Raw genomic sequence first — 23,711 nt, 5'->3', positions numbered from 1 at the left:
TTGTACCGAGGGGCGGAGCGCCGCGGTTCCGCGCGGCGAGGCGCCGTTGCGCCGAGGGGCGGACCGCTGGGCCACCGCGCGGCGAGGCGCCGTTGTCCTGAGGGGCGGGCGCCGCTATACCGGGGGTGGGGCGCCGTCGCGCCTGGTGTCCGCCGGGCCGGAGGAAGCCGGTCCGGTCACGTTGTCGAGCTCATCCGTACGTCGCCCGCCTGTGGCCGGACGCAGTTCACACGGCGTTCTTGTCGGGGCAGGAGCGTAACCGCCGCAGCCCGCGACAGAAGGAGCCCAGAGTGCCGCTCACCCGAAGAGACTTCGTTCAGCGCACGGCGATCACCGGTGCCGGTGTAGCCCTGGCCGGTGCCGTCGACGTACTCGCCACCGCCCCGGGCGCGCTCGCCGCGGACACCCCGGCCACGACCGCCGCCAAGGCGGCGGCCGCCGGGCACCACGCGCCCGAGCTCGGCTACGGCCCGATCGTCGAGGACCCGCAGGGCCTGCTCGGGCTGCCGGCGGGCTTTTCGTACCGGGTCATCACCCGCACCGGCGTCACCACGCTGGAGACCGGTGAGTCCACCCCGTCGAACCACGACGGCACGGCCACCTTCGAGGGCGTGCGCGGTGCGACGCTGCTCGTCAACAACCATGAGCTGCGCGGCAAGCGGGCCGACTGGCCGCACCCGGTGCCGCTCATCGAGGGCCTGGTCTACGACCCGGCGGCGGCCGGCGGCTGCACCGTCGTCGAGGTCGCCAAGCACGGCGACCACGTGGCCGAGTGGGTCGGCATCGCCGGTACCTCCACCAACTGCGCGGGTGGCGCGACTCCCTGGGGCACCTGGCTGACCTGCGAGGAGACCGAGGACAAGGCCGGCTCCAACGGCATGACCAAGGACCACGGCTACGTCTTCGAGGTCGACCCGTACCACCGCAAGGCCAACCTCGACCCGAAGCCGATCAAGGCGCTGGGCCGGTACGCGCACGAGGCGGTCGTCGTCGACCCCAAGCGCGGCCACCTGTACCTCACCGAGGACGCCTCCGGCCCGAACGGGCTGCTCTACCGCTGGACGCCGCCGGCCGGCTTCCACCACGGCCGCGGCCACCTGGACACGCTCGGCGACACCGCCGGCGTGCTGCAGGCGTTCAAGTGCTTCGACTCCGGTGGCAAGTTCGTCGACGACCTGTCGCGGGCGACGAAGACCGGCACGGTCTACGGCGTGGACTGGGTCGACGTCCCGGACCGCGACGCGAAGACCGTCTCGGTGCGCAAGCAGTTCGCGGCCGGTGAGGTCACCCGGGCCCGCAAGCTGGAGGGCATGTGGTGGGGCGACGGCGGCACCTACATCGTCTCGTCCTTCGCCCGTGACGAGAGCCCCGTGCCGCACGACGGCGCGGTCTGGTTCTACGACCCGAAGCGCCGCACACTGACCCTCAAGGTGCTGCTCGGCGTCAACCCCGACCCGGGCGCCGACGGCCCGTTCGACGGCCCGGACAACATCACCGTCTCGCCCTACGGCGGCCTCGTCATCGCCGAGGACGGCGAAGGCATCCAGCACCTCTTCGGCGCCCTGGACGACGGCCGGACCTACCCGATCGCCCGCAACGAGCTGAACATCGGCACCGACCTGGAGCCGGCGTACAGCGAGTTCACCGGGGTGACCTTCTCGCCCGACGGACACACGCTGTTCGCCAACATCCAGGAGCCGGGGATCATGCTCGCGATCACCGGCCCCTGGCGTCGGCAGAAGCACTGCTGACCGGCCGCACCTGCTGACCGGCCGACGCTGCTGATCAGGTGACCAGCCGGCCGCCGTGGCGCTACAGCGCCGCAGCGGCCGGCTTCACCATGCCCTTGGCGCTGCGGGAGTCGATGAAGTCGCCCAGGGCGGTCATCTCCCACTCGCCGGAGAACTGCTTGACCATCTTGCACATCAGGACCCCGGTGCGGGCCTCGCCGTTCGTCAGGTCGAAGCGCACCAGCTCCTCGCCGGTGGCGCCGTCCAGGAGCCGGCAGTACGCCTTGGCGACCTTGTTGAACTTCTGCCCGGAGTAGGAGTTGACGGTGAAGACGAGGCCGGTGACCTCGGGCGGCAGGCCGCCGAGGTGGACGGTGATCGTCTCGTCGTCCCCCGCGCCCGCGCCGGTGAGGTTGTCGCCGGAGTGCTGGATGGCGCCGTTGATGATGCTGAGCCGGCCGAAGTAGCAGGTCTCGATGTGGTTGCGGGTCGGGCCGTACGCGATGACCGAGGCGTCCAGGTCGATGGCCCGGCCGCCGAAGGCCGGCTCCCAGCCGAGGCCCAGCCGCACCGAGGACATCAGCGGCTTGCCGCCCTTGACCAGCGAGACGGACTGGTTCTTCGTGAGGCTGACCCGGCCCTTGTCCAGGTTGATCTTCGCCGGAGCGGCGGGCGCGGCCGGCGGCTGCGGCGGGGGCGAGCTCGGCATGACGGGCGGCGGGCCGAAGCCCTGCGGGGCGGCGGGCGGGGCCTGGGGGCCTGGGGGGCCTGCGGGGCCGCGGGTGCCTGGGGAGCCGGGGGGTGCCTGCGGGGCGGCTGCCTGCGGGGCGGCCGGGGCGGCGGTCGCGGGCTCCTCCACGCTCACCCCGAAGTCGGTGGCGATCCCGGACAGCCCGTTGGAGTACCCCTGGCCGACCGCGCGCACCTTCCACGCGCCACCGCGCCGGTAGACCTCGGCGACCACGAGCGCGGTCTCCGAGCCCAGCCGGGGCGGGGTGAACGTCGCGATGACGCTGCCGCTGTCGGCGTCCCGGACGGTGGCCGTCGGTTCGGTGCCGGCGAAGGTGGCACCCGCCGCGTCCAGGCTCGCCGTCACGACGATCTTCTCGATGCCGTCGGGCACGGCGCCGGTGTCCACGGTGATCGAGTCGGGTCCGGTGCCGCGGCCCGACCGGTGGGTCACGCCCGGGCCGTTCGGCTGGTTGTAGAAGACGAAGTCGTCGTCCGAGCGCACCTTGCCGTCGGCGGTGAGCAGCAGGCCCGATACGTCGAGCCGCACGGGTGCGGTGACGTCCACCGCTACGCGCGGTACGGAGAGCGGGACATTCGAGCCGGGTGTCATTGCGGTCATGCCGGGGTAACGATCGACCCGGCTTTGCGGTTCCATTACCTTGCGTCATCCGTGGAGAACGCGCCGGGCGCACGGTCCGCTTCCGCCGTCAGTACGGCCAGATGGGCGGATCGGTGCAGAAGGGCCCGCCCAGGTGGGCGTGGTCGGGGTTGGCCGGGTCGAGCTCGCCCTGCTCGGCGACGAGGGCGGCGGCGTAGGGCTCGGAATCGTCCTGCGGCTCGTAACCGAGTGCGCGGGCCGTCGTCAGATCCCACCAGAGGCGGGTGTTCGCCGAGCTGCCGTAGGCGACGGTGTGCCGGACGTCCTCGGCGGTGAGCGCGGCGTGCAGCAGCCGGGCGCAGTCGGCCGGGCTCATCCAGACCGAGAGCATCCGCACGGAGGTCGGCGCCGGGAAGCACGAGCCGATCCGCAGCGAGACGGTCTCCAGGCCGTGCAGGTCCCAGTAGAGGGAGGCGAGGTCCTCGCCGAAGCACTTGGACAGCCCGTAGAAGGTGTCCGGGCGGTGCGGGGTGCCGATGGGGATCAGCGGGTCGTCTCCGGTGGGGCGCGGGGTGAAGCCGACCGCGTGGTTGCTGGAGGCGAACACGACGCGCCGTACGCCTTCCTCGCGCGCCGCCTCGTAGAGGTGGTAAGTCCCTTCGATGTTGGACCGCAGGATCTTTTCGAAGGGTGCTTCCAGCGAGATGCCCGCGAGGTGGATGATCGCGTCGACGCCCCGGACCGCCTCGCGCAGCGCGCCGGCGTCCGTGAGATCGGCCGTGACGGCGTCCGGTGCCCCTTCGACGGGCCGGACGTCCAGCAGGCGGAGCTCGTAGCCGTACGCGGGCAGCAGTTCGCGCATCAGGGTGCCCACGCCGCCCGCGGCGCCGGTGAGCAGGATGGTGCGGGGAGCAGGCATCGTTCTCCTCCGTGGACATCATTCATATCTATGGACAGGCTAAAGAGCGCCTCTGGCACCGTCAAGGCATGCCCGTTCGCTTGACCGGCGCGGCTGAACTCGCTTAGCGTGGCAGCGTTCACGAATATGGACGTGAATCAGAAGAGCGCACAGCCAGAAGAGCGCACAGAACTTCAAGGGGATCCGATGACCTCAGCCTCACTTGCCGAGCGCCTCGACGGCCTGCTGTTCTTCCCCGTCACCGCCTACGGCCCGGACGGCGAGCTGGATCTCGACATGTTCCGCGCGCACGTGCGCGAAGGCATCGAGGCGGGCGCGGCCGCGGTCTTCGCGTGCTGCGGCACCGGCGAGTTCCACGCGCTGACCCCCGAGGAGTTCCGGGCCTGTGTCGCCGCGGCCGTCGAGGTGTCGGCCGGCCGGGTGCCGGTGGTCGCGGGCGCCGGATACGGGACCGCCCTCGCCGTGCAGTTCGCGCGGCTGGCGGAGGACGCGGGCGCGGACGGACTGCTCGCCATGCCGCCCTACCTCGTCGTCCCCGACCAGGCCGGTCTGCTGCGGCACTACTCGGGCCTCGCCGCCGGCACCGGGCTCGACATCATCGTCTACCAGCGCGACAACGCCGTCTTCGAATCCGAGACCGTCGTCGAACTGGCCAGGATCCCCAACATCATCGGCCTCAAGGACGGGCTCGGCGACCTCGACCTGATGCAGCGGATCGTCAGCGCCGTGCGCACCGAGCTGCCCGAGCGCGACTTCCTCTACTTCAACGGCCTGCCCACCGCCGAACTCACCGGCCTCGCCTACCGCGGCATCGGCGTGCTGCTGTACTCGTCGGCCGTCTTCTGCTTCGCGCCCGAGATCGCCCTCGCCTTCCACAAGGCGCTGAACTCCGGCGACGACAAGACCGTCAACCGGCTCATCGACGGCTTCTACCGGCCGCTGGTCTCACTGCGCAACCAGGGCCGCGGCTATGCGGTATCGCTGGTCAAGGCGGGCGTCCGGTTGCGCGGTCTGGACGTCGGCGAGGTGCGGTCGCCACTGGTCGAACCGTCGCCCGCGCATGTCAAGGAGCTTGCCGAACTGATCGAGCGCGGAATGGCGCTGCTGAGCGACAGCTGACGAACGGGCGCCCGGTGCGGCAGCATCGGGCACGCGTGTGCCGACCCGCTGCTTGAGGAGCCAAGTTGAGAGCCTCCGCCTTCGTCTACCCGTGGGACGTCGTCGGTGACCCGGACGCCCCGCGCCGGATCGCCGACCTCGGCGTCCAGCAGGTCACGCTCGCCTCCGCCTACCACTCCACCCGTGCCCTGACCCCCCGCCATCCGCGGCAGCGCATCGTCACGGCCCGGCACGCGGCGGTGCTCTACCCGCCGGACCCCAAGCGCTGGAGCGGGCGCTCGCTGCGCCCGTACCCGCAGGCGTGGGTGCCGGCGACGGACGCCTACGGGGAGGCGGCGGCCGCGCTGTCGGCCGCCGGGCTGTCCGTCCACTCGTGGGTCGTGCTCGCGCACAACTCCCGGCTGGGCGAGGAGTTCCCGCGCACCTCGGTGCGCAACGCCTACGGCGACCGCTACCCGTGGGCGCCGTGCATCGCCCAGCCGGAAGTACGGGCCTACGCCGTCGATCTCGCGGTGGAGGCGGCGGTCCGGCCGGGGACCGACGGGACCGAACTGGAGTCCTGCGGCTGGTACGGCGTCGGCCATCTGCACGCGCACGACAAGATCGGCGGAGTGCCGCTGGGCGGGGCCGCCCAGTACCTGATGTCGCTGTGCTTCTGCCGTACCTGCCGGGACGGCTACGCGGGGCTCGGGCAGGACCCCGACACCCTGCAGAGCGCCGTGCGGACCGCGCTGGTGCCGGTGTGGTCCGGCGAGCGGGAGCCGGGGCCCGCCGACCGCGCGGCCGAGTGGGCCGAGGTCGAGAAGCTGCTCGGCGTGGACCTGGCCGGTGCGACGCTGTGCTGGCGCGCCATGGTGGCCCGCCACTTCCAGCGGGAGATGGTGTCCGCGGTACGCGCCGGGGCCGGCTCCGGCTTCCAGATCCTGCTGCACGCCGACCCCGGCCCGCACCGGACGGGCGCGAACGTCGGCGTCGACGCGGAGGACGTGCTCTCGCACGCCGACGGCCTGGTCCTGCCCTGCGCCGGCGGCGCGGCCGAACGGGCCGCCGTGCTGAGCCCGTTCGCGCGCCACCGGCGCCCGGACACCGTCCTCGCCGCCAATTTCCCCGTCGTGGCCGGCATGGGCGGCAGCCCGCGCACGCTGGCCGCCGACGTGGCCCACGCGGCGGGCCTCGGCGCCACCGAGGTACGGCTCTACCACGCGGGCCTGGCATCCGACGCGGACCTCGAAGCGGTCCGCTCGGCCCTCGGCGCCCTGCGCTCCAGAACCGACTTGTAGGGTTCGCGGCCGGCCTGTAGAACTGCCCTCACGTGCTGAAACAGCCTGTGGGGGGCCTAGCGTGACCACTGAACCACCCGCTTCCGGGGACGAGTCCGCCATACCGGACGACGTCTGGGAGAAATTCGTCCAGGACAGCGAACAGGACATCCGGGCGCAGGCTCCGAAGGAGCCGTCGGCACGCGCCCGGATGGTCACCGAACGGCTCCGGCGCGAGGCCGAGCTGGCCGAGCAGCAGCAGAAGAAGAACAAGCGGTGGGGGCGCGCACCGAAGGCGAAGCCGGGCGAGCCCGCCGGCTGGCGCACCGGCCCCGCCTGGCAGGACAGAGAAGGCCGGGCGACCCGGCGGCGGCTGCGCGGAGCGCTGGGTGTGCTGCTGACCGTCGGGGTCCTCCTGGCGGTGCTCAACCCGGCCACCGCGGTGGCCTGGCTGCACGGTGACTTCGGCAACGCCGCGGACTCCACCGATTCCACGGGCCACCGCTCGGACGGCTCCGGCCTACCACCGCCTAACCAGACCACCCTCCCCCCGGAGACGGCGCCGCCCACCGCCGCCCCGTCCGTCGACCCCCCTGGCGGACACCCCGACGCTCGCCGAGCCCTTCCGCGGCTCGCCGGCCGCCCAGTACGCGGACGGTGCCGCCGGAATCGTGCTGCCCACGGCCCGGCCGGTCGGCCGGATGACACGCAAGCAGGTGGAGTCCGCGCTGAGCAGGACCAAGGAGTTCCTGGTCGACACGAACCTCAACCCGGCGACGCTGCGCGGGGAGCGCCCGCAGCTCGCGATGGGCCTGGTCGACCCCCTGCAGACGGAGATCACCTCGCGCTGGGACGCCTCCTTCCGCAAGCCCGACAAGGAGCACGACCCGCTGCTGGTGGCCAGCCGGTTCAACCCGGCGGAGGTGAAGACGGTCGGCAGCGTGATCAAGACGCGCGGCCTGATCACCTTCAAGGAGGGCAGCTCCGGCTCGGTCACCGTGCACGCCGACGTCACCTTCGTCTATCCGGTGACCGCCGCCGGCGGCTCGACGGCCGTCTCCCGCACCATCGTGCGGCGGGTGCTGGACTTCGACGTCGCCGACCCCCGGATCGAGCAGGTGACCGCGGGCAGGCTCTGGGTGTCCGGGTACCGGCAGGACATCGGCAACACGGCCTGCGACATCTACGACGGCTTCCTGCACCCGAGCATCGGCCCGGACAAGAACGCCTCCGCCACCCCGGGCCCCTCCGCGTCCCAGATCGACCCGTACGACCGCAGCAGGCCCCTCGACGACGCGAAGAAGGACTGCGGCGAGGTCACCCGCGTCTGACCCGCTCCCGCCCCGGTCATCCGGGACGCGCGACCAGCGGCGCGAAGCCGGCCAGTGACATCTCGAGATCCTGCCGGCCGGCGTCGTCCGCCGGCAGGAGGGGCAGCTGAACGTCGGCGAACTCCTTCGCCGCCGCCCACACCGCGGTGACGACGGCCCGTACGTCGGACCGGTCGACCGGCGTCCCGGGGGCCCGGGTGGTGATCGTCCCGTCCTTCGTCAGGGAGAACTTCAACGAGAAGGACGAGTCGGCCGCGCCGAACGCATGGCCGCCGCGGCCGGCTTCGACGAGCGAGCGCAGACCGTCGAGAAGCAGGGAGACGGAAACGTGGATCATCATCGCCTGGTCCGGCGTACGGCCGCGCGATGAGTACGAACCCAGGTTCCCCGTCACCGCCATGTGCCCGAGGTCGAACCCGGAGGGCGGCGGCAGATCGTCGACGGAGAACGCGAATCGCACCGACGCGACGGAAGGCTGGGGCGAGTCCACGCGGGTCCGACCTCAGTCGATGACGGTGAACCAGCAGATGTCGCCCGAGTCGGGAAGTCCGGGCATGGCCCGGACCTCCGCGGCGATCCTGGCCAGTACCTCGGCCGGGTTCCCCTCCCACGCGGCGAACGGGGTCTCGTCGGACGCTGTGAGATCCCCCGCTCGCGCACCCGCGCTCAGCAGGTCACCGACGATGCGGAGGGCCAGCTCCTGCTGCCGGTCCATCGTCGCCCCCCGGCCGAGCAGGCCGCCGACCGTCCCACTGATGACGGAGAAGCCCACCCAGTCGTCGTGGGCGTATCGGACGAGATAGTCCAGCTCGTTCGCGTACTGCTCTGCGGAGAACATCGTCCTCGGTCTCAGGGATGGGGGGCGTGGAAGCGCTTCATGTCGAGTTTATCCACGTCGTTGTAGTCGATCGTGGGCCCGCCCATCAGGCCCTTCTTCTGGGAGGCGCTGAAGGGCCGGTACGTCACCGTGGCCTTCGGATCGTCGGAGAGCCGCCACAACTCGATGTCTCCCTTGGGGGTCGTTTTGACCTCGGGGGGCCCGAGCTTCGCGTGCAGATCGGCCCGGACGTCCTGGAGTTTCTGCGCGTCGATGATCCTGACCCCGGTGGCGTCCTCGACGCCCAGCATGTTCCCGTGCTCGTCCACAGCGGTCGAGCGTGCCGCGTCGTGCCGGGCCTGGTCGGCGGCGTCCAGGCACTTCAGGCCCAGCGGGTCCGTCCAGGTGAACGGGTTGGGCACGTAGGCGTGGTGGTTCGGCGCGGCTTCCAGGCCCAGCGGGTCCGGGGACGCGAACCGGGCGGCCGCGGGATCGTAGTAGCGCTGGAAGTTGTAGTGCAGGCCCGTCTCGTCGTCCAGGTACTGCCCGGGGAAGCGCAGCGGGCAGTCCGCCGGTTGCGTGCTCCCGCCTCCGGGGACCGTGCCGCCCCAGAGGGTGGTCTGCAGGTGCCAGGCGATGTCGCCGTCAGGACCGACGAGTTCGGTGGGCGTGCCGGTGAGGTCGGTGACGATGGCGTAGAAGCGGCGGTCGACCTCGGCCTGGCCGGTGCTCTGGGAGACCGGACGGTGGGTGCCCGGAGCGTAGTCCCAGGTGGTGGCGGTCCCGTCCGCGGTGACCTGCTCGGCGAGCCGGGTGCCGTCCCATGTGAAGAGGGTTGTCCCGGCCACGCTGCCGTCCCCGGCCAGCCGCTCCTTCGCGGTACGCCGGCCGAGCGGGTCATAGCGGTAACGCCACGTGGTGTCGTCCGGGGTGACCACTTCCACCAGCCGGTCCTCGGAGTTCCACGTGTACGTCCAGGTGCGGGTCTGGCCGTTGAGCAGCCGGCGGGTGCTGCGTACCAGCCGGCCCTCGCCGTCGTGCTCGTGGAGCGTACGGCCCGCGTGCCGGAGCAGGGTGCCGGTGAACGTCCGCTCGCCTCCCTCGGCGCCGGCGCCGGGTGAGTCCGCCAGCGTGAGGTTGCCCACCGCGTCATAGGCGTACGACTCGGTCCAGTCCCGCCCGTGCACGCCGGTGATCCGGCCCGCCGCGTCCAGGTCGAAACGCCGTATGCCGCTCACGCTGTCGGTGATTCCGGCGAGCAGTCCGTCCTCCCGGTAGGCGTACGACCGTTGCCGGACGATACGCGATTCGGGTCCTGTCGAGAGCAGTTGTCCGGTCAGCCGGGACAGCGGGTCCCACTGCTGGGAGAGTGTCGCGCTGCCGCCCAGGTGTCGTTCGGTCTCCCGGCCCGCGCCGTCGTAGGCGAAGGTGATCGTGGTGTCCTGGGCGGTGAGGGCGGCCGGACGGCCCACCCCGTCGTACTCCCAACGGGAGACCGCGCCGGACGGTGCGCGCCGCTCGACGGTCCGGCCCGCACCGTCGTACGCGAGCGTCATGGTGCGGCCGTTCACGGTCTCGGCCAGAATCCTTCCGGCGGCGTCGCGTTCGATGACGACGTCGGCGTCCGCGTTGGACATGCCGGCGAGCTGCCCGTCCGGCGTGTAGGCGAAAGCGGTGACGGTTCCGTCGCCTGCCTGCTGCCGGACCGCACGGCCCAAGGTGTCGCGGGTGTAGGTGAGGCTCTCGCCCGAACCGTTGATCCTGGTCGCGAGACGGCCGGCGGCGTCGTGCTCATAGCTCAGGGTGCGGCCGTTGAAGTCGGTCTCCGCGACGACGCGGCCCGCCGCGTCATAGGCATAGGTCCAGGTGCGGCCCAACGGATCGGTGACGGCCGTCAGCCGCCGCTCGGTGTCATGGGTGAAGTCGTAGGTCGTCCCGTCCGGAGCGGTACGCGACCGCGGCAGATCGAACGCGGTCCACGACCGGCGGGTGGTGCGACCGGTCTGGTCCGTGTGTTCGACCAGATTGCCTTCGGCGTCCCAGGTCCAGACCTCGCTCGCGCCGTCCGCACCCGTGTAGCGGGCGAGCCTCCCCTCGGCGGTCCAGTGGTAACTCGCGCCATGACCCAGCGGATCGGTCACCCGGAGGACGCGTCCGAACGGATCGCGCACGCTCCTCCGGGTGCTGCCGAGGGCATCGGTCACCGCGACGGGCAGCCCGGCGGGGTCGTTCTCCACCAGCTGGGTGTGGCCGAGCGGACCCGTGATCGAGGTGCGGTGACCCCGCTCGTCGTAGGTGAAGCGGGTCTCGGCGCCGGTGGGGTCCACGATGGCGACGGGGTTGCCCCGCTCGTCGTAGGCGCGCGTCCACCGGGCGCCGCCCGGTTCCACGACCTCGATGGGCAGTCCCATCCCGTTGTAACGGGCCCGGGCGGCGGAACCATCCGGACGCAGGACCGTGGTCAGGTTGCCGTCCGCGTCGTAGGTGTAGCGGACGGTACGGCCCAGCGGATCGGTGCGCGACAGCAACCGGTCCCGCCGGTCCCACTGGGAGAGCGTCGTATGACCGAGTTCGTCGGTCACGGCCACGACCTGGTAGGCCTCGTCCATGCGGTAGGTCTTGCTGTGTCCGTGGGAGTCGGTCACCACCGTGGTCCGGTTCTCGTCGTCGTAGGAGAACACGGCGTCGAGGATGCCGCCCGATCCGGCGGTGGCTGTGCAGCGTCCTTCGGTGTCGTAGGTGTAGCGGTACCAGAAGCCGTTGCGGTCCTCCCAGCCGGTGATGCGCCGTTCCGCGTCGTATTCGAGCGTGAACGGCGTCGGGGAGGAGTTGTAGATCCGCGTGAGGTTGCCGGCGGTGTCATAGCCGAACCGCTGCAGGACCGGGCGGTCCTCGTGGCTGAGGAGGCGCAGCGCGGTGATCCGCTGGTCCTCGGTCTCGATACCTATCCGGTAACCGCCGCTGTGCCGTACTTCGGCGGGGACACCGTCGTCGGTGTACGTGATCTCGATGCGGACGCCGTTGCGGTCGGTGATCGCGGCCAGTGGAAGGCGGGCCGACTCGCCCGCGGCGGGTGGCTGTTCGAGGACGAAGTGTGATGTGCGCCCGGTGGCGGGGTCGGTGACGGACATGCTGCCGCCCGCCGTGCCGTCCCAGGCCAGCGGCCGGGTCGTCCCCACGACCGGCAGTACCGGCAGGCCGGGCTGGGGTCGCGGGTAGCACAGGCTCATGCCGTCGGCGGTCCGGAACACCACACCCTGGTCGTCGACCTCCAGGTGCTGGTCCAGGGTCGACGCCCAGGACGGGCCGAACCAGCGTCCGGCGCGGTAGGACGACACATGTGTCCGTTCCAGGACCAGCGGTAGGGCGCCCGGCAGATGGACATCGGTCTGGGGCATGATCATTTCGCCCGAGGCCACGTCTATCGGGTCCTTCTCGCAGACGCGCTCGCTCAGTTCCTTCGCGTCCTTGCGCAGAGCGGGCAGTCCCTTGCGCAGGGCACCGGCGACGTCCCCGAGGTGGCTGCCCATGCCCTTCATCAGCTTGGGCAGGTTCTTGGCCATCTTGAGCAGGCCGCCGGCGGTGGTGAGGCCCTTGAACATGGGGATGCAGTCGAGCGCGGCGAAGGCCACGTCCCACAGCGATGCTTTGCCTTGCGCGTATTTGATGAGCGTGTCGGCAAGGACGACCAGCGCCGCGGCGAGCACGATCCAGGCCAGCGGTCCGCCGATGATCATCACGATGATGCCGAGGACCGCGACGATGACCTTGCAGACGGCGACGATGTCGTCCCAGTGGTCGGCGACCCAGTCGACCGCCTTTTCCCACCAGTGCTTGTTCTTGATCCCCGCGTCCGACGCCTCATGCAGGGCGTGTTCGGCGGTCGAGGCGGCGGTGTCCCGCAAGTGGGCGGCCTGCGCGGCCAACTCCTTTGCCGCGTCGAGGCGCTGCTGCGCGTCGTGGACGGCGGTGTTCGCGGACTTCTGCGCGTTCGAGGCGTCCAGCGCGTTGCGGGTGGCGGTACGGACCTCGTCCGCGGACGGCGGTTCCACGCCCGGCTTCGGATCGGCCTGGTACTCCTTGGACTTGTCGCCCGCCCGCTTCACCCAGTCGTTGGCGTTCGTCTGGGTGGTCTTGGCCGCGTCCAGGTCCTGGCGGGCCGTACGACCCTGCGCCAGCGCCCGGTCGGCGTCGGCCTGCGCCGTCTCCAGCTTCGGCCAGTACGTCTCCAGCGCCCCCGACGCCAGCCGGTAGGACTTCTCCAACTTGCCCAGCTCGCCCGGCAGATCCCCGAACTGCTCCCGGTACGCGTCCGCCGCCAGCCCGGCCCAGTCCTGCACGGCGTTGTTGCCGCTCAGCCCGCGCACCGAGCGCAGCGCCGAGGACACGTCGTCGGCGAAGTCGCCCAGTTTGCGGGCGAGTTCCTTCACCTCGTACGGGTCCCCGGGGACCGGATCCCGGTCCAGGTCCAGCACATGCCAATCCGTCGGACGATTCGCCACGTTGTTCCCCCGTGTGTGATCAACTCCGCGTCGATTCTTGCATTCCGGGAGCGGGGGCAACGAGGTGAGGGGCAGGTCGTCGACGTTCTGTGACGATGCGAAAGGTCACAGCCGGCGGGTGGCCAGGGTCAGGCGGTCCCGGGCGTCGAAGAGGGTGTCCTTGATCATCTGTTCGTGGGCGGGGGTGAGCCGGGCCACGGGGACGGAGCAGCTGACCGCGTCGCGGGCCGGGGTGCGGTACGGGATGGCGATGCCGAAGCAGCGCAGGCCGAGGGTGTTCTCCTCGCGGTCGACGGCGAAGCCCTGCTCCCGGATGACCGCGAGTTCCTCGATGAGCTTCTCGCGGTCGGTGTGGGTGTGCTCGGTGAGGGGTTCGAGGGTCTCGGGGAGCAGTTTGCGGACCTGCTCGTCGGTGTACGTGGCGAGCAGCGCCTTGCCGAGCGAGGTGGAGTGCGCCGGGAGGCGGCGGCCGACCCGGGTGAAGGGCCGCAGGTAGTGCTGGGACTGGCGGGTCGCGAGATAGACGACGCTGGTGCCGTCCAGCCGGGCGAGGTGGATGGTTTCGCTGGTGTCGTCGGAGAGCCGGTCGAGGGTGGGGCGGGCCGCGGCGACGACCTCGTCACCGTCGATGTACGAGGTGCCGACGAGCAGCGCCCGGACACCGATCCCGTAACGCGTTCCGGTGGCATCGGTTTCGATCCAGCCGAGCTCGACTAGGGTGCGGAGCAGCATGTAGAGGCTGGACTTGGGGTAGCCGACGGATTCCTGTACGGCCGCGAGGCTGTGCATTCCGGGTCGTCCCGCGAAGAATTCCAGCAGTTCGACCGTGCGGACCGCGGACTTGACCTGAGAACCGCCACCGTCGCCAGCAGACATCGTCCTGACCCCTCTTGTTCGGCCCCGGATCCTGCAAGTAGGCTCCGGAATGGTTCAAAGATTCATAAGTGAAGACGCTGTTCAGCATATCGAACAGTGGCTGATCCGCATGAGGCAAATCTGGAGGTTCCCCCGGTGGCTGTTCCAGTCTGGTCCGTCGACCCCCGTACCGGGAAGCAGCGGGAGCAGGTGGCGGACGAGGCCACCACGGCGGAGATCGACGCCGCCGTCCGCGCCGCGGCCGCCGCGGCACCCGCGCTCGCCGACCGCAGCGTACGCGCCCTCCTGCTGCGGACCGCCGCGGACCTTCTGGAGGAGGCCGGCCCGCAGGTGCTGGAGGCGGCCGACGCCGAGACGGCGCTCGGCCCCGGCCGGCTGACCGGCGAGCTCGCCCGCACCACGTTCCAGCTGCGCGCGTTCGCCGACATCGTCGACGAGGGCGCCTTCCTGGACGTCGTCATCGACCACGCGGACCCGGCCGCGAAGCCCGCTCCCCGCCCCGAACTGCGGCGCTACAAGATCCCGCTCGGCGTGGTCGCGGTCTACTCGGCCAGCAACTTCCCGCTGGCGTTCTCCGTCCCCGGCGGCGACACCGCGAGCGCGCTGGCCGCCGGCTGCCCGGTCGTCGTCAAGGCGCACCCGGACCACCCCGCCACCTCGGAGCTGTGCGCGAGCGTGCTGCGCCGCGCCGCCGTCCGGGTCGGGCTGCCCGCCGACGTCGTCGCCGTCGTGCACGGCTTCCAGGCCGGTATCGACCTCATCAAGCACCCGCTGGTCAGCGCCGCCGGATTCACCGGCTCGGTACGCGGCGGGCGGGCGCTCTTCGACGCGGCCGCGGCCCGTCCCCGGCCGATCCCCTTCCATGGCGAACTGGGCAGCCTCAACCCGGTCGTGATCACCGAGGCCGCGGCGGACGAGCGGGCCGAGCAGATCGGCGCGGGACTCGCCGGGTCCATGACGCTGGGCGTCGGCCAGTTCTGCGTCAAGCCAGGACTGGTGCTGGCCCCGGCCGGCGCGGCGGGCGACCGGCTGCTCAAGGCCGTCACCGCCGCCGTCAGCGACTCGGACGCGGGCGTCCTGCTCGACGTCCGGATGCGGGACGCCTTCGTCGCCGGTGTCGAGGCCAGGGCCGCGCTGCCCGGCGTCGAGGCCCCGGTGACCCCGGGCTCCGGCGGCGAGCACACCGTCAGCGCCGGATACCTCACCGTTCCCGCCGACCGGCTGGCCGCCGAAGGACCGCACGATCTGCTGCTCGAGGAGTGCTTCGGCCCGGTGACGGTCGTGGCGCGCTACGAGGACCGCGCCCAGATCACCGCCGTGCTGGAGCGGCTGCCCGGCAACCTCACCGCCACCGTCCACATCGGTGAGGAGGAGGCGGGACAGGAGGACGGCCCGGCCACCGCGCTGCTCGCCGAACTCACCCCGCTGGCGGGCCGGCTGCTCGTCAACGGCTGGCCGACCGGCGTGGCCGTCGCCCCCGCCCAGCACCACGGCGGCCCGTACCCGGCGACCACGTCGACCTCGACCTCCGTCGGCGGGACCGCCATCGAGCGCTGGCTGCGGCCGGTCGCGTACCAGGACACCCCGGTCGCCCTGCTCCCCGCGGAGCTGCGCGACGAGAACCCGCTCCACCTGCCGCGCCGCTTCGACGGCCGGCTGGAGATCTGAGCGGAGCTGAACGCGTAGTGGAGCTGAAGGAGCTGCCCTTCGGGCTGCGGGCGTACGGTCCGGCCGCCGATCCGAGCTACCAGGACGGCGCGCTCGTCCTCACCGCGGGTCCCGGCCAGGACCGCTTCGTGCACCCCGGCCGGGCGCCGAAGGTACCGGCGGCCGACGCGCCCCGGCTGCTCGGCACCCCGCCCGAGGGCGACTTCCAGCTGATCGCCCGGGTGACGGCCCGGCTGCGGGCCGCTGGCGACGCCGGAGCGCTCTACCTGCAGGTGGCCGACGAGCAGTGGGCCAAGCTCTGCCTGGAGCTCTCGCCCGCCCGGTACACCGTCGTCTCGGTCGTCACCCAGGGCAGCTCCGACGACGCCAACAGCTGGGAGGTGGACGGGGACCACGTCTGGCTGCGGATCACCCGCACCGGCCGGGCCTTCGCCTTCCACGCCTCGGCCGACGGTGAGCGGTGGACGTTCGTCCGGCTCTTCGCCCTCGGCACGGAGCGGGAGGCGGCGGCCGCGAGCGTCGGTTTCATGACGCAGTGCCCGTCGCCGGACGCCGACGGGTGCACGGCGGTCTTCGACCGGATCACCTTCCGGTCCGGCGCGCCCGCCGACCTGCGCGACGGCGGCTGAAACGCCCTGCGGGGGCCGGGCTGCCCCCAGCAGTCCGGCCCCCGCAGGGCTTGCCCGCTACCGCACCGGGGTGAAGTCCCGTGCGCCGATGAACTCCGGCCGCCGTACCGGCGCCGCGAACGGCTCGACCGCCGCGTTCTCCACGCTGTTGAAGACGATGAAGACGTTGCTGCGCGGGAACGGCGTGATGTTGTCGCCCGAACCGTGCATGCAGTTGCAGTCGAACCAGGTCGCGGAACCCGCCGCACCCGTGAAGAGCTTGATGCCGTGCTCCCCGGCGAGTTCGGTGAGCGCCTCGTCGGACGGGGTGCCGGCGTCCTGCATCTGCAGCGACCGCTTGTAGTTGTCCTTCGGCGTCTCGCCCGAGCAGCCGAGGAACGTACGGTGCGAGCCGGGCATGATCATCAGCCCGCCGTTGGTGTCGTGGTTCTCGGTCAGCGCCACCGAGACGGAGACCGTCCGCATGTTGGGCAGACCGTCCTCGGCGTGCCAGGTCTCGAAGTCCGAGTGCCAGTAGAACCCCGACGCCCCGAAGCCCGGCTTGACGTTGATCCGGCTCTGGTGGACGTAGACGTCGGAGCCGAGGATCTGGCGCGCGCGGTCGGCGAGCCGGGGGTCGCGGACCAGCTCGGCGAAGACCTCGCTGATCCGGTGCACCTCGAAGACCGAGCGGATCGACCCGGACTTCGGCTCGACGATCGCGCGGGGGTCGGCCCGGATCGCCGGATCGGCGCAGAGCCGGTCCAACTCATCGCGGTAGCGGCCCACTTCGCCCGGCAGGAGCAGCTGGTCGACGGTGAGGAAGCCGTCCCGGTCGTAGCCGCGCAGCTCGGCGGGCTGGATCGGGCCCGGCGTGCCGTACTCGGACCACACGACCGGGTCCTGGCGGGGAGTGGTGACCTCGGACGCGCCGCGGGTCGGGTACCGGCTGGTGATGGTGTCGGTGGTGGTCGTCATGGCGTCAGGCTCCCTCGGTCTCGGTCCCGTTCCGGGTCCTGGTACGGGTCGCGGTCGTGCCCCCGGTCTCGGTCAGCAGCGGGTAGACCCCGTTCTCGTCGTGCACCTCCCGCCCGGTGACGGGCGGGTTGAAGACGCAGACGAAGCGCAGATCGGTCTTGGGGCGCATGGTGTGCCGCTCGTGGCCGTCGAGCAGGTAGAGCGTGCCCGGGGAGATCCAGTGGGTCTCGCCGGTCTCGTCGTTGGTCAGCTCGCCCTCACCGTCGACGCACAGCACCGCCTCGATGTGGTTGGCGTACCACATGGACGTCACGGTCCCGGCGTACATCGTGGTCTCGTGCATCGAGAAGCCCACGCCCTCGGCGGCGAGGACGATGCGCTTGCTGCGCCAGGTGCCGGTCTCGGCGGTCACATCGCGGTCGGTGCCCTCGATGTCCTTGAAGGATCGGACGATCACGTGGTTGCCTCTGCTTTCTTTCCGTTCGTGGCCGGGCCCGGCTGCGGACCCGGGCCTGGCCTGGCTCGACTCGGCTCCTGGGTCAGGCGGATTCGCCGACGACGTCGCTCACGGCCCGCGTGAGGGTGCGCAGCCCCTCGTCCAGCTCGTCGGGGGTGATGGTCAGGGCCGGCAGCAGCTTGACGACCTCGCTGCGCGGGCCGGAGGTCTCCAGCAGCATCCCCAGCTCGAAGGCGCGGGCGCAGACCCGGCCGGCGATCGACGGGTCGATGAACTGCAGGCCCCAGGCGAGGCCGCGGCCCCGGTACTCGGCGCCGGCGCGTGCCTGAGCCGTGCAGATCTCCCGCAGCGCGGTCTCGACCTGCTCGCCGCGCATCACGGTCTGCTTCTCCAGCTGGCCGTCCGCCCAGTAGGTGTCGAGCGCGGCGGTGGCGGTGACGAACGCCGGGTTGTTGCCGCGGAAGGTGCCGTTGTGCTCGCCCGGCTCCCAGACGTCGAGCTCCGGTTTGAAGAGCGCGAGGGACATCGGCATGCCGTAGCCGCTGATGGACTTGGAGAGCGTGACGATGTCCGGCGTGATCCCGGCCTCCTCGAAGGAGAAGAACGCGCCGGTGCGGCCGCAGCCCATCTGGATGTCATCGACGATCAGCAGCATGTCGCGGCGCTTGCACAGGTCGGCCAGCGCCCGCAGCCACTCCGGACGGGCGACGTTGATGCCGCCCTCGCCCTGGATCGTCTCGACGATCACGGCGGCCGGCTGGTTGAGGCCGGAACCCTGGTCCTCCAGCAGCCGCTCGAACCACAGGAAGTCCGGCACCCGGCCGTCGAAGTAGTTGTCGAACGGCATCGGGGTGCCGTGCACCAGCGGGATGCCCGCGCCGGCCCGCTTCATCGAGTTGCCGGTGACGGCGAGCGAGCCGAGCGACATCCCGTGGAAGGCGTTGGTGAAGGAGACGATCGACTCGCGGCCCTTGACCTTACGGGCCAGCTTGAGCGCGGCCTCGACGGCGTTGGTGCCGGTCGGGCCGGGGAACATCACCTTGTAGTCCAGGCCGCGCGGCTCGAGGACCACCTGCTGGAAGCGCTCCAGGAAGGTGCGCTTCGCGGTGGTGCTCATATCCAGGCCGTGGGTGACGCCGTCGCGTTCGAGGTAGTCCAGCAGCGCGCGTTTGAGCACCGGGTTGTTGTGCCCGTAGTTGAGCGCGCCGGCGCCGGAGAAGAAGTCGAGATACGCGTGGCCGTCCTCGTCGTACATCACGCTGCCCTGGGCGCGGTCGAAGATGACCGGCCAGCTGCGGCAGTAGCTGCGGACCTCCGACTCCAGGGACTCGAAGACGGTCATGTCGGGTGCGGTGATGGTCACTGTGCCTGCTTTCCGGGAGGCGGTGCGGTGGAGGCGGTGCGGTGGGGGTGCGGTGCGGTGGGGGTGCGGTGCGGTGGGGATGGTGCGAAGTCAGGGGTGGGGGGAAGCGGAACGCGATGGCGTCAGACCGTCGGGCCGATGCGGAACAGCACCTCGGAGTCGTGCCCGTCGGGGAACAGGGCACCGGGGAAGAGGACTTCGCGTTCGACCGGGACGTCGTGGCGCTCGGCGAAGGAGGTGAACAGCCGCTGCGAAGCGGCGTTGTCCGGCGTGATCGTGGTCTCGATCCAGCGGACGTCGTCGACGGCGACGCGTGCGGCGAGGTGGTCGAGCATGGCCGCCGCCACGCCGCGGCCGCGCTGCGCCGCGTCGACGGCCACCTGCCAGACGACCAGCGTCCGCGGCTCCTCGGGGCGGAGGTATCCGGTCACGTAGCCCACCGGGGCGCCGTCGGCGTCGCGGGCCACCACCGAGGTGCCGGCGAAGTCGCGGCACCACAGGAGATAGCTGTACGAGGAGTTGAGATCGAGCGTCCGAGAATCGCGGGCGATGCGCCACATCGCTCCGCCGTCATCGACTGTGGGGGTGTCGAGGAATGCGGGAGCAAGTGGTGCCTTCCATTCCGTAGCGGCGTTCATGCGGAATGAACCTACCGAGCAGAAAGTGGAATTGCATGGGGCGGAGGTCTTTACGCAGCCGGCTCGTCGTGTTATCGCGCGGGTGGGTGCGGGTGGCCAAAACCGTGGCGAGACCTGCGGTTATATCCGGATATGACCGGGTGATTCGATCTTGGTGTGGAGTCCGTCACATTGCCGGAGCCGGCCAGGATGCTTTAACGGAATCCTTGCGTTTAGCCTTCGGAAGGCTGGGCATGAGACATGCGGAAGAATGCTTCCGGAGAATTCGGTCTGGACCGGCCGCAGAAAGGCCGAATTCCCCGGAAGTGCTTTCTTGTCCTTTGATGTGATCACGCTCTGCTGTAATGGGTGACGCTGCGCTATTCGGAAAGCGCCGTACCCAGCGCCGCGAGGCTCCGGGCGACCACGGCGGGATCCGCGTCGGGGCCGTAGTGGTTGACGCGGACCATCTCCTTGGCGAGCGCGCCACCGCCGGCGACGAGCGGGACCGAGGGGTCCAGGGCGAGCGCCCGCGCCACCAGCGCGGTGGCGTCGGTCCCCGCGGGCACCCGCAGCGTGGTCGCGACCGGCGCGGCGTCGCGCGCCTCGTACACATACGGCTCCAGGCCGCCGCCGAGGGCGAGCGCGCCCTCGCGGGTCGCGGTGGCGGCCGCCCGGTGCCGGGCGATCACCGTGTCGAGGCCGTCGGCGTCGATCCGCTCCAGACACGCCTCCAGCGCCAGCATCTCCAACTGCGCGGGCGCGTGCGGGAGTGCGGCGCGGCCGGTGTCGATCCAGCGCTCCTTCCAGTCCAGCAGGGAGAGGTACGAGCGGCGCGGCGCCGCCGGGTTGGCCGCCATCCGCTCCCAGGCGCGGGCGCTGACCGAGACCGCCGACACGCCGGCGGGGCCGCCCATCGCCTTCTGCGCGCCGATGACGCACAGGTCCACGCCCCACGCGTCCGGCAGCAGCGGTTCCGCGGCCACCGACGCGACCGCGTCCAGCATGAACAGCGCGCCGTGCGCGCGCACCACCTCGCCGATCTCCGCCACCGGGTTCGTGTTGCCGGTGGCCGCCTCGGCGTGCACCAGCGAGACGAAGTCGATCTCCGGGTGCTCCGCCAGAGCGCGCTCCACCTGCTCGGCGGAGACCGCCCCGTGGAACGGCACGGCCAGGTCGGTGACCTCGGCGCCCGCGTCGCGCAGCCAGTCGCCGAACGTCTTCCCGTAGGGGCCGGTCACCACATTGAGTGCCGCGGAGCCGGGCCGGGCCCCGCCGCGGATGCAGCCTTCGAGGGGCAGCAGCGCCTCGCCCTGGGTGATGACGACGTCCTGCTCGGTGCCCAGCAGCGCCGCGACACGCCGTTCGATCCCGGCGAAACGGGCGGCGGTCAGCGGGGGCAGGTCCAGGAGGGGGTGCGTCACGATGTGTCTCTTCCGTACGGATGAAGGTCTGGGGCATGCCCGGGGCCGTGTCGGGCCCGAGGGTGCCTTCGCGAGCGTACCTCCGACCTTTTAGGGTGCTGGGCATGAGTGTCATGGGTGATCGCGGTGCGCTGCACGTCAAGGGCCGGGTGCTGGTCGGCCCCGAGGACGTCAGGGACGAGGTGTGGGTGCTGGACGGCCGGATCTCGTACGACCGGCCGGCCGGACCGCTCGAGGTGACCACCGTCGAGGGCTGGGCGCTGCCCGGCCTCGTCGACGCGCACTGCCACGTCGGCCTCGACACGCACGGCCCGGTGGACGCGGAGACGGCGGAGAAGCAGGCGCTGACCGACCGCGAGGCCGGCACCCTGCTGCTGCGCGACGCCGGGTCGCCGTCCGACACCCGCTGGGTCGACGACCGCGAGGACCTGCCGCGGATCATCCGCGCCGGCCGGCACATCGCGCGCACCCGCCGCTACATCCGCAACTACGCGCACGAGATCGAGCCGGGGGATCTGACGGCGTACGTCCGCCAGGAGGCGCGGCGCGGGGACGGCTGGGTGAAGCTCGTCGGCGACTGGATCGACCGCGAGGCCGGTGACCTCACGGCCTGTTGGCCGCGCGGCGCCCTGGAGGAGGCCATCGCCGCCGCCCACGAGGAGGGCGCGCGGGTCACCGCGCACTGCTTCGCCGAGGACTCGCTGCGTGACCTCGTGGAGGCGGGTATCGACTGCGTCGAGCACGCCACCGGGCTGACCGAGGACACCATCCCGCTCTTCGTGGAACGCGGCGTCGCCATCGTCCCGACCCTGGTCAACATCGCGACGTTCCCGTCGATGGCGGCCGGCGGCGAGGCCAAGTTCCCGCGCTGGGCGGCCCATATGCGCCGGCTGCACGAGCGCCGGCACGCCACGGTGGGCGCCGCGCACGACGCCGGCATCCGGATCTTCGCCGGCACCGACGCGGGCGGCTCGCTGGCCCACGGCCTGATCGCCGACGAGATCGCCGAACTCGTCACGGCGGGCCTGTCGCCGGTCGAGGCGCTGTCCGCCACGACCTGGGGCGCCCGCGCATGGCTCGGCCGCGACGGGCTCACCGAGGGCGCCTCCGCCGACCTCATCGTGTACGCCGCCGATCCGCGGGCGGACGTACGGGTGCTGGCCGATCCGCGGCGCATCGTGCTGCGCGGGCGGGTGGTGGGTTGACGCAGCGTTACGCGAAGCAGGTGCGGGTCGTTGAGCACCACCGCGTACTCCTCGGCGCGTCAACGGAGGTGGGGGCCGTCATCACGTGGCACGGGTGACGGGTGGGAACGGGCGTGCAGCAAGATTCGAAGATAATGCCGGAAACCACCCGTATGGGTGAACTCGCTTCAGGTAGTCGCCAGTTCACTCTCAGTGCGTAAATATGGCGGGACCGAGGTCACCGGCGGTCGCGTTGTCCCCTCAAGCGGCGCCGCTGACTCCAAGCCACTCGTGGGGGTTCCACCGTGTACAGCTCCAACTTCAGCCTGCCCGCACGCCGTTCGGCCGCCGCCGTCGGCGCGGCCGTCGCGCTTGCGGCAGGTGCGCTGGCCGTCGCCCCGGCGGCCCAGGCGCATCCCTCCGGAAACTCCGGGGGCACCTCCGGCGGCTCCGGGGGCGGCAGCTCGACCGCGACCGTCCTGCGCGCGGGTCTCGACGTATCGCTGGTGAACAAGACGGTCCATCTGCCGCTGAACGTCTCGCTCAACGATGTGAAGGCACCGGCCGACGCCGCCGAGACCGCGCTCACCGCCAAGCTGGACGGTGTCGACCAGGGCAAGCCGTTCAGCATGCTGCGGGCGGATGTCGCCACCGCGAAGGCGACGGCCGACGCGCACAAGGCGGAGGGCTACGCGAACCTGGCCCGCGCCGAGGTGCATCTGCCCGGCCTGCCGTACCTGTCCCTGATCAAGCTCGAGGCGGTCACCTCCAAGGCGACCTGCGAGGCGGGCCGGAAGCCGACCGCGTCGGCCACGCTGGCCGGCGTGTGGGTGCTCAACAAGAAGGTCACCCTGACCGCCACCGGGACGACCAAGGTCGCGGTGCCCGGAGTCGGCGAGGTCAGCCTCGACCTGACGAAGACCCGGACCACGTCGCGGACGGCCGCCGCCACCGGGCTGGAACTGAAGGTGAAGGTCAATCCGCTCAAGCTGAACGTCGCGGTCGTCAGCGGCACCGTGACCCTGGTCAAGGCGACCTGCGAGGCGCCGAAGGTGGTCGACCCGACGACCGGCGGCACCTCCAACGGCGGCGCCACCCACGGCGGTACCACCAACGGTGGAGCCGACAACGGCGGTGCTACGAATGGCGGTGCCACGAACGGCGGCACCACCGGCGGCGGTGCCTCCACCGGGGGAGCGTCGTCCGGCGGGTCCACGACCGGTGCCGACTCCGGTGGCGCGTCGGGCGGTTCGGGCGGTAGCTCCGGCGGCAGCGGTGGTTCGAGCGGCGCGAGTGGTTCGGGGGGCACCGGCGGCAGTGGTGGGTCGGAGCCGCAGACCGGCCCCACCACCCAGAACCTCGCGGAGACCGGCAGCAGTTCCAACACCCCGCTGCTCGCCGCGGGCGCCGGTGCGCTCGTCGTGGTCGGCGGTAGCGCGCTGTATCTGACGTCCCGCCGCCGCAAGGCGGCGCAGGCTGCGGAAACCGACGCCTAGACGTCCGGTTCCGACCGGATGGGGACCCGAGGG

19 protein-coding genes are annotated in these 23,711 nt (G+C 71.5%); 8 read left to right on the top strand and 11 right to left on the bottom strand.

What is annotated here, in order from left to right; translation table 11 throughout:
* The first annotated feature begins 290 nt into the window (after positions 1 to 290).
* Complete coding sequence (locus tag C8250_RS13375; RefSeq protein ID WP_138356362.1) at positions 291 to 1,751, top strand: alkaline phosphatase PhoX; 1,461 nt, start codon at positions 291 to 293, stop codon at positions 1,749 to 1,751.
* Positions 1,752 to 1,812: 61 nt separating this feature from the next.
* On the opposite strand, the gene C8250_RS13370 is transcribed toward C8250_RS13375, so the two are convergent.
* Both C8250_RS13370 and C8250_RS13365 read right to left on the bottom strand, forming a co-directional pair.
* Entirely contained in the window at positions 1,813 to 3,072 is a 1,260-nt protein-coding gene (locus C8250_RS13370; protein ID WP_187145278.1) for a TerD family protein, read from the bottom strand.
* A gap of 97 nt (positions 3,073 to 3,169) precedes the next feature.
* Positions 3,170 to 3,979 (bottom strand): NAD(P)-dependent oxidoreductase, encoded by an 810-nt coding sequence (locus C8250_RS13365; protein ID WP_138359543.1) that lies wholly within the window; start codon positions 3,977 to 3,979, stop codon positions 3,170 to 3,172.
* A 186-nt stretch (positions 3,980 to 4,165) separates the two neighbouring features.
* Here C8250_RS13365 and C8250_RS13360 point away from each other — a divergent pair, with 186 nt between their 5' ends.
* From C8250_RS13360 to C8250_RS44835, 3 genes are all read left to right on the top strand, one after another.
* The gene (locus C8250_RS13360) at positions 4,166 to 5,098 is read left to right on the top strand and encodes a 5-dehydro-4-deoxyglucarate dehydratase (protein ID WP_138359545.1); all 933 of its coding nucleotides are present in this window, start codon (positions 4,166 to 4,168) and stop codon (positions 5,096 to 5,098) included.
* Between the two features lie 65 nt (positions 5,099 to 5,163).
* Positions 5,164 to 6,378, top strand: coding sequence for a hypothetical protein (locus tag C8250_RS13355; protein ID WP_138359547.1), 1,215 nt, complete (start codon positions 5,164 to 5,166; stop codon positions 6,376 to 6,378).
* A gap of 680 nt (positions 6,379 to 7,058) precedes the next feature.
* Positions 7,059 to 7,688: a hypothetical protein gene (locus C8250_RS44835; protein ID WP_346268744.1), complete on the top strand. Its 630-nt coding sequence runs from the start codon at positions 7,059 to 7,061 to the stop codon at positions 7,686 to 7,688.
* Between the two features lie 16 nt (positions 7,689 to 7,704).
* Here the strand turns inward: C8250_RS44835 and C8250_RS13345 are convergent, their stop codons facing one another.
* The 4 genes from C8250_RS13345 to C8250_RS13330 all read right to left on the bottom strand — a co-directional run bounded on the left by C8250_RS13345 (position 7,705) and on the right by C8250_RS13330 (position 13,883).
* Entirely contained in the window at positions 7,705 to 8,148 is a 444-nt protein-coding gene (locus tag C8250_RS13345) for a hypothetical protein (protein WP_138355033.1), read from the bottom strand.
* A 42-nt stretch (positions 8,149 to 8,190) separates the two neighbouring features.
* Entirely contained in the window at positions 8,191 to 8,526 is a 336-nt protein-coding gene (locus C8250_RS13340; RefSeq protein WP_138355032.1) for a hypothetical protein, read from the bottom strand.
* Positions 8,527 to 8,537: 11 nt separating this feature from the next.
* Positions 8,538 to 13,007, bottom strand: a complete 4,470-nt coding sequence (locus tag C8250_RS13335; RefSeq protein WP_138355031.1) for an RHS repeat-associated core domain-containing protein — start codon at positions 13,005 to 13,007, stop codon at positions 8,538 to 8,540.
* Between the two features lie 105 nt (positions 13,008 to 13,112).
* Entirely contained in the window at positions 13,113 to 13,883 is a 771-nt protein-coding gene (locus C8250_RS13330; RefSeq protein WP_138355030.1) for an IclR family transcriptional regulator, read from the bottom strand.
* Between the two features lie 135 nt (positions 13,884 to 14,018).
* Between C8250_RS13330 and C8250_RS13325 the strand changes: the two genes are divergently transcribed.
* Positions 14,019 to 15,551, top strand: a complete 1,533-nt coding sequence (locus C8250_RS13325; RefSeq protein WP_138355029.1) for an aldehyde dehydrogenase (NADP(+)) — start codon at positions 14,019 to 14,021, stop codon at positions 15,549 to 15,551.
* A gap of 17 nt (positions 15,552 to 15,568) precedes the next feature.
* Positions 15,569 to 16,180, top strand: coding sequence for a DUF1349 domain-containing protein (locus tag C8250_RS13320; protein WP_138355028.1), 612 nt, complete (start codon positions 15,569 to 15,571; stop codon positions 16,178 to 16,180).
* Between the two features lie 57 nt (positions 16,181 to 16,237).
* Here the strand turns inward: C8250_RS13320 and thpD are convergent, their stop codons facing one another.
* The 5 genes from thpD to C8250_RS13295 form a co-directional block, all read right to left on the bottom strand.
* On the bottom strand, positions 16,238 to 17,137 hold the full coding sequence (gene thpD / locus C8250_RS13315) for an ectoine hydroxylase (protein ID WP_138355027.1): 900 nt from the start codon (positions 17,135 to 17,137) through the stop codon (positions 16,238 to 16,240).
* 4 nt (positions 17,138 to 17,141) lie between these two features.
* On the bottom strand, positions 17,142 to 17,594 hold the full coding sequence (locus C8250_RS13310) for an ectoine synthase (protein WP_138355026.1): 453 nt from the start codon (positions 17,592 to 17,594) through the stop codon (positions 17,142 to 17,144).
* Between the two features lie 82 nt (positions 17,595 to 17,676).
* Positions 17,677 to 18,957 (bottom strand): diaminobutyrate--2-oxoglutarate transaminase, encoded by a 1,281-nt coding sequence (ectB, locus tag C8250_RS13305; protein ID WP_138355025.1) that lies wholly within the window; start codon positions 18,955 to 18,957, stop codon positions 17,677 to 17,679.
* Positions 18,958 to 19,079: 122 nt separating this feature from the next.
* Complete coding sequence (gene ectA / locus C8250_RS13300; protein WP_138355024.1) at positions 19,080 to 19,595, bottom strand: diaminobutyrate acetyltransferase; 516 nt, start codon at positions 19,593 to 19,595, stop codon at positions 19,080 to 19,082.
* Between the two features lie 359 nt (positions 19,596 to 19,954).
* On the bottom strand, positions 19,955 to 20,998 hold the full coding sequence (locus C8250_RS13295) for an aminotransferase class V-fold PLP-dependent enzyme (protein WP_138355023.1): 1,044 nt from the start codon (positions 20,996 to 20,998) through the stop codon (positions 19,955 to 19,957).
* 113 nt (positions 20,999 to 21,111) lie between these two features.
* Between C8250_RS13295 and C8250_RS13290 the strand changes: the two genes are divergently transcribed.
* On the top strand, positions 21,112 to 22,203 hold the full coding sequence (locus C8250_RS13290) for an amidohydrolase family protein (RefSeq protein ID WP_138355044.1): 1,092 nt from the start codon (positions 21,112 to 21,114) through the stop codon (positions 22,201 to 22,203).
* A 284-nt stretch (positions 22,204 to 22,487) separates the two neighbouring features.
* Positions 22,488 to 23,678 (top strand): SCO1860 family LAETG-anchored protein, encoded by a 1,191-nt coding sequence (locus C8250_RS13285; protein ID WP_138355022.1) that lies wholly within the window; start codon positions 22,488 to 22,490, stop codon positions 23,676 to 23,678.
* The last annotated feature ends 33 nt before the right edge of the window (positions 23,679 to 23,711 follow it).

The sequence above is a fragment of the Streptomyces sp. So13.3 genome (assembly GCF_005860785.2).
GTDB lineage: Bacteria > Actinomycetota > Actinomycetes > Streptomycetales > Streptomycetaceae > Actinacidiphila > Actinacidiphila fildesensis.
The sequence above is the reverse complement of the archived record's forward strand: the minus strand, read 5'-3'. Positions and strand labels throughout refer to the sequence as shown.

Coding starts and splice junctions, on each gene's coding strand:
- C8250_RS13370 (WP_187145278.1), bottom strand. CDS start 3,072: ATGACACCCGGCTCGAATGTCCCGCTCTCCGTACCGCGCGTAGCGGTG.
- C8250_RS13330 (WP_138355030.1), bottom strand. CDS start 13,883: ATGTCTGCTGGCGACGGTGGCGGTTCTCAGGTCAAGTCCGCGGTCCGC.
- C8250_RS13360 (WP_138359545.1), top strand. CDS start 4,166: ATGACCTCAGCCTCACTTGCCGAGCGCCTCGACGGCCTGCTGTTCTTC.
- ectA (WP_138355024.1), bottom strand. CDS start 19,595: ATGAACGCCGCTACGGAATGGAAGGCACCACTTGCTCCCGCATTCCTC.
- C8250_RS13290 (WP_138355044.1), top strand. CDS start 21,112: ATGGGTGATCGCGGTGCGCTGCACGTCAAGGGCCGGGTGCTGGTCGGC.
- thpD (WP_138355027.1), bottom strand. CDS start 17,137: ATGACGACCACCACCGACACCATCACCAGCCGGTACCCGACCCGCGGC.
- C8250_RS44835 (WP_346268744.1), top strand. CDS start 7,059: ATGACACGCAAGCAGGTGGAGTCCGCGCTGAGCAGGACCAAGGAGTTC.
- C8250_RS13340 (WP_138355032.1), bottom strand. CDS start 8,526: ATGTTCTCCGCAGAGCAGTACGCGAACGAGCTGGACTATCTCGTCCGA.
- C8250_RS13365 (WP_138359543.1), bottom strand. CDS start 3,979: ATGCCTGCTCCCCGCACCATCCTGCTCACCGGCGCCGCGGGCGGCGTG.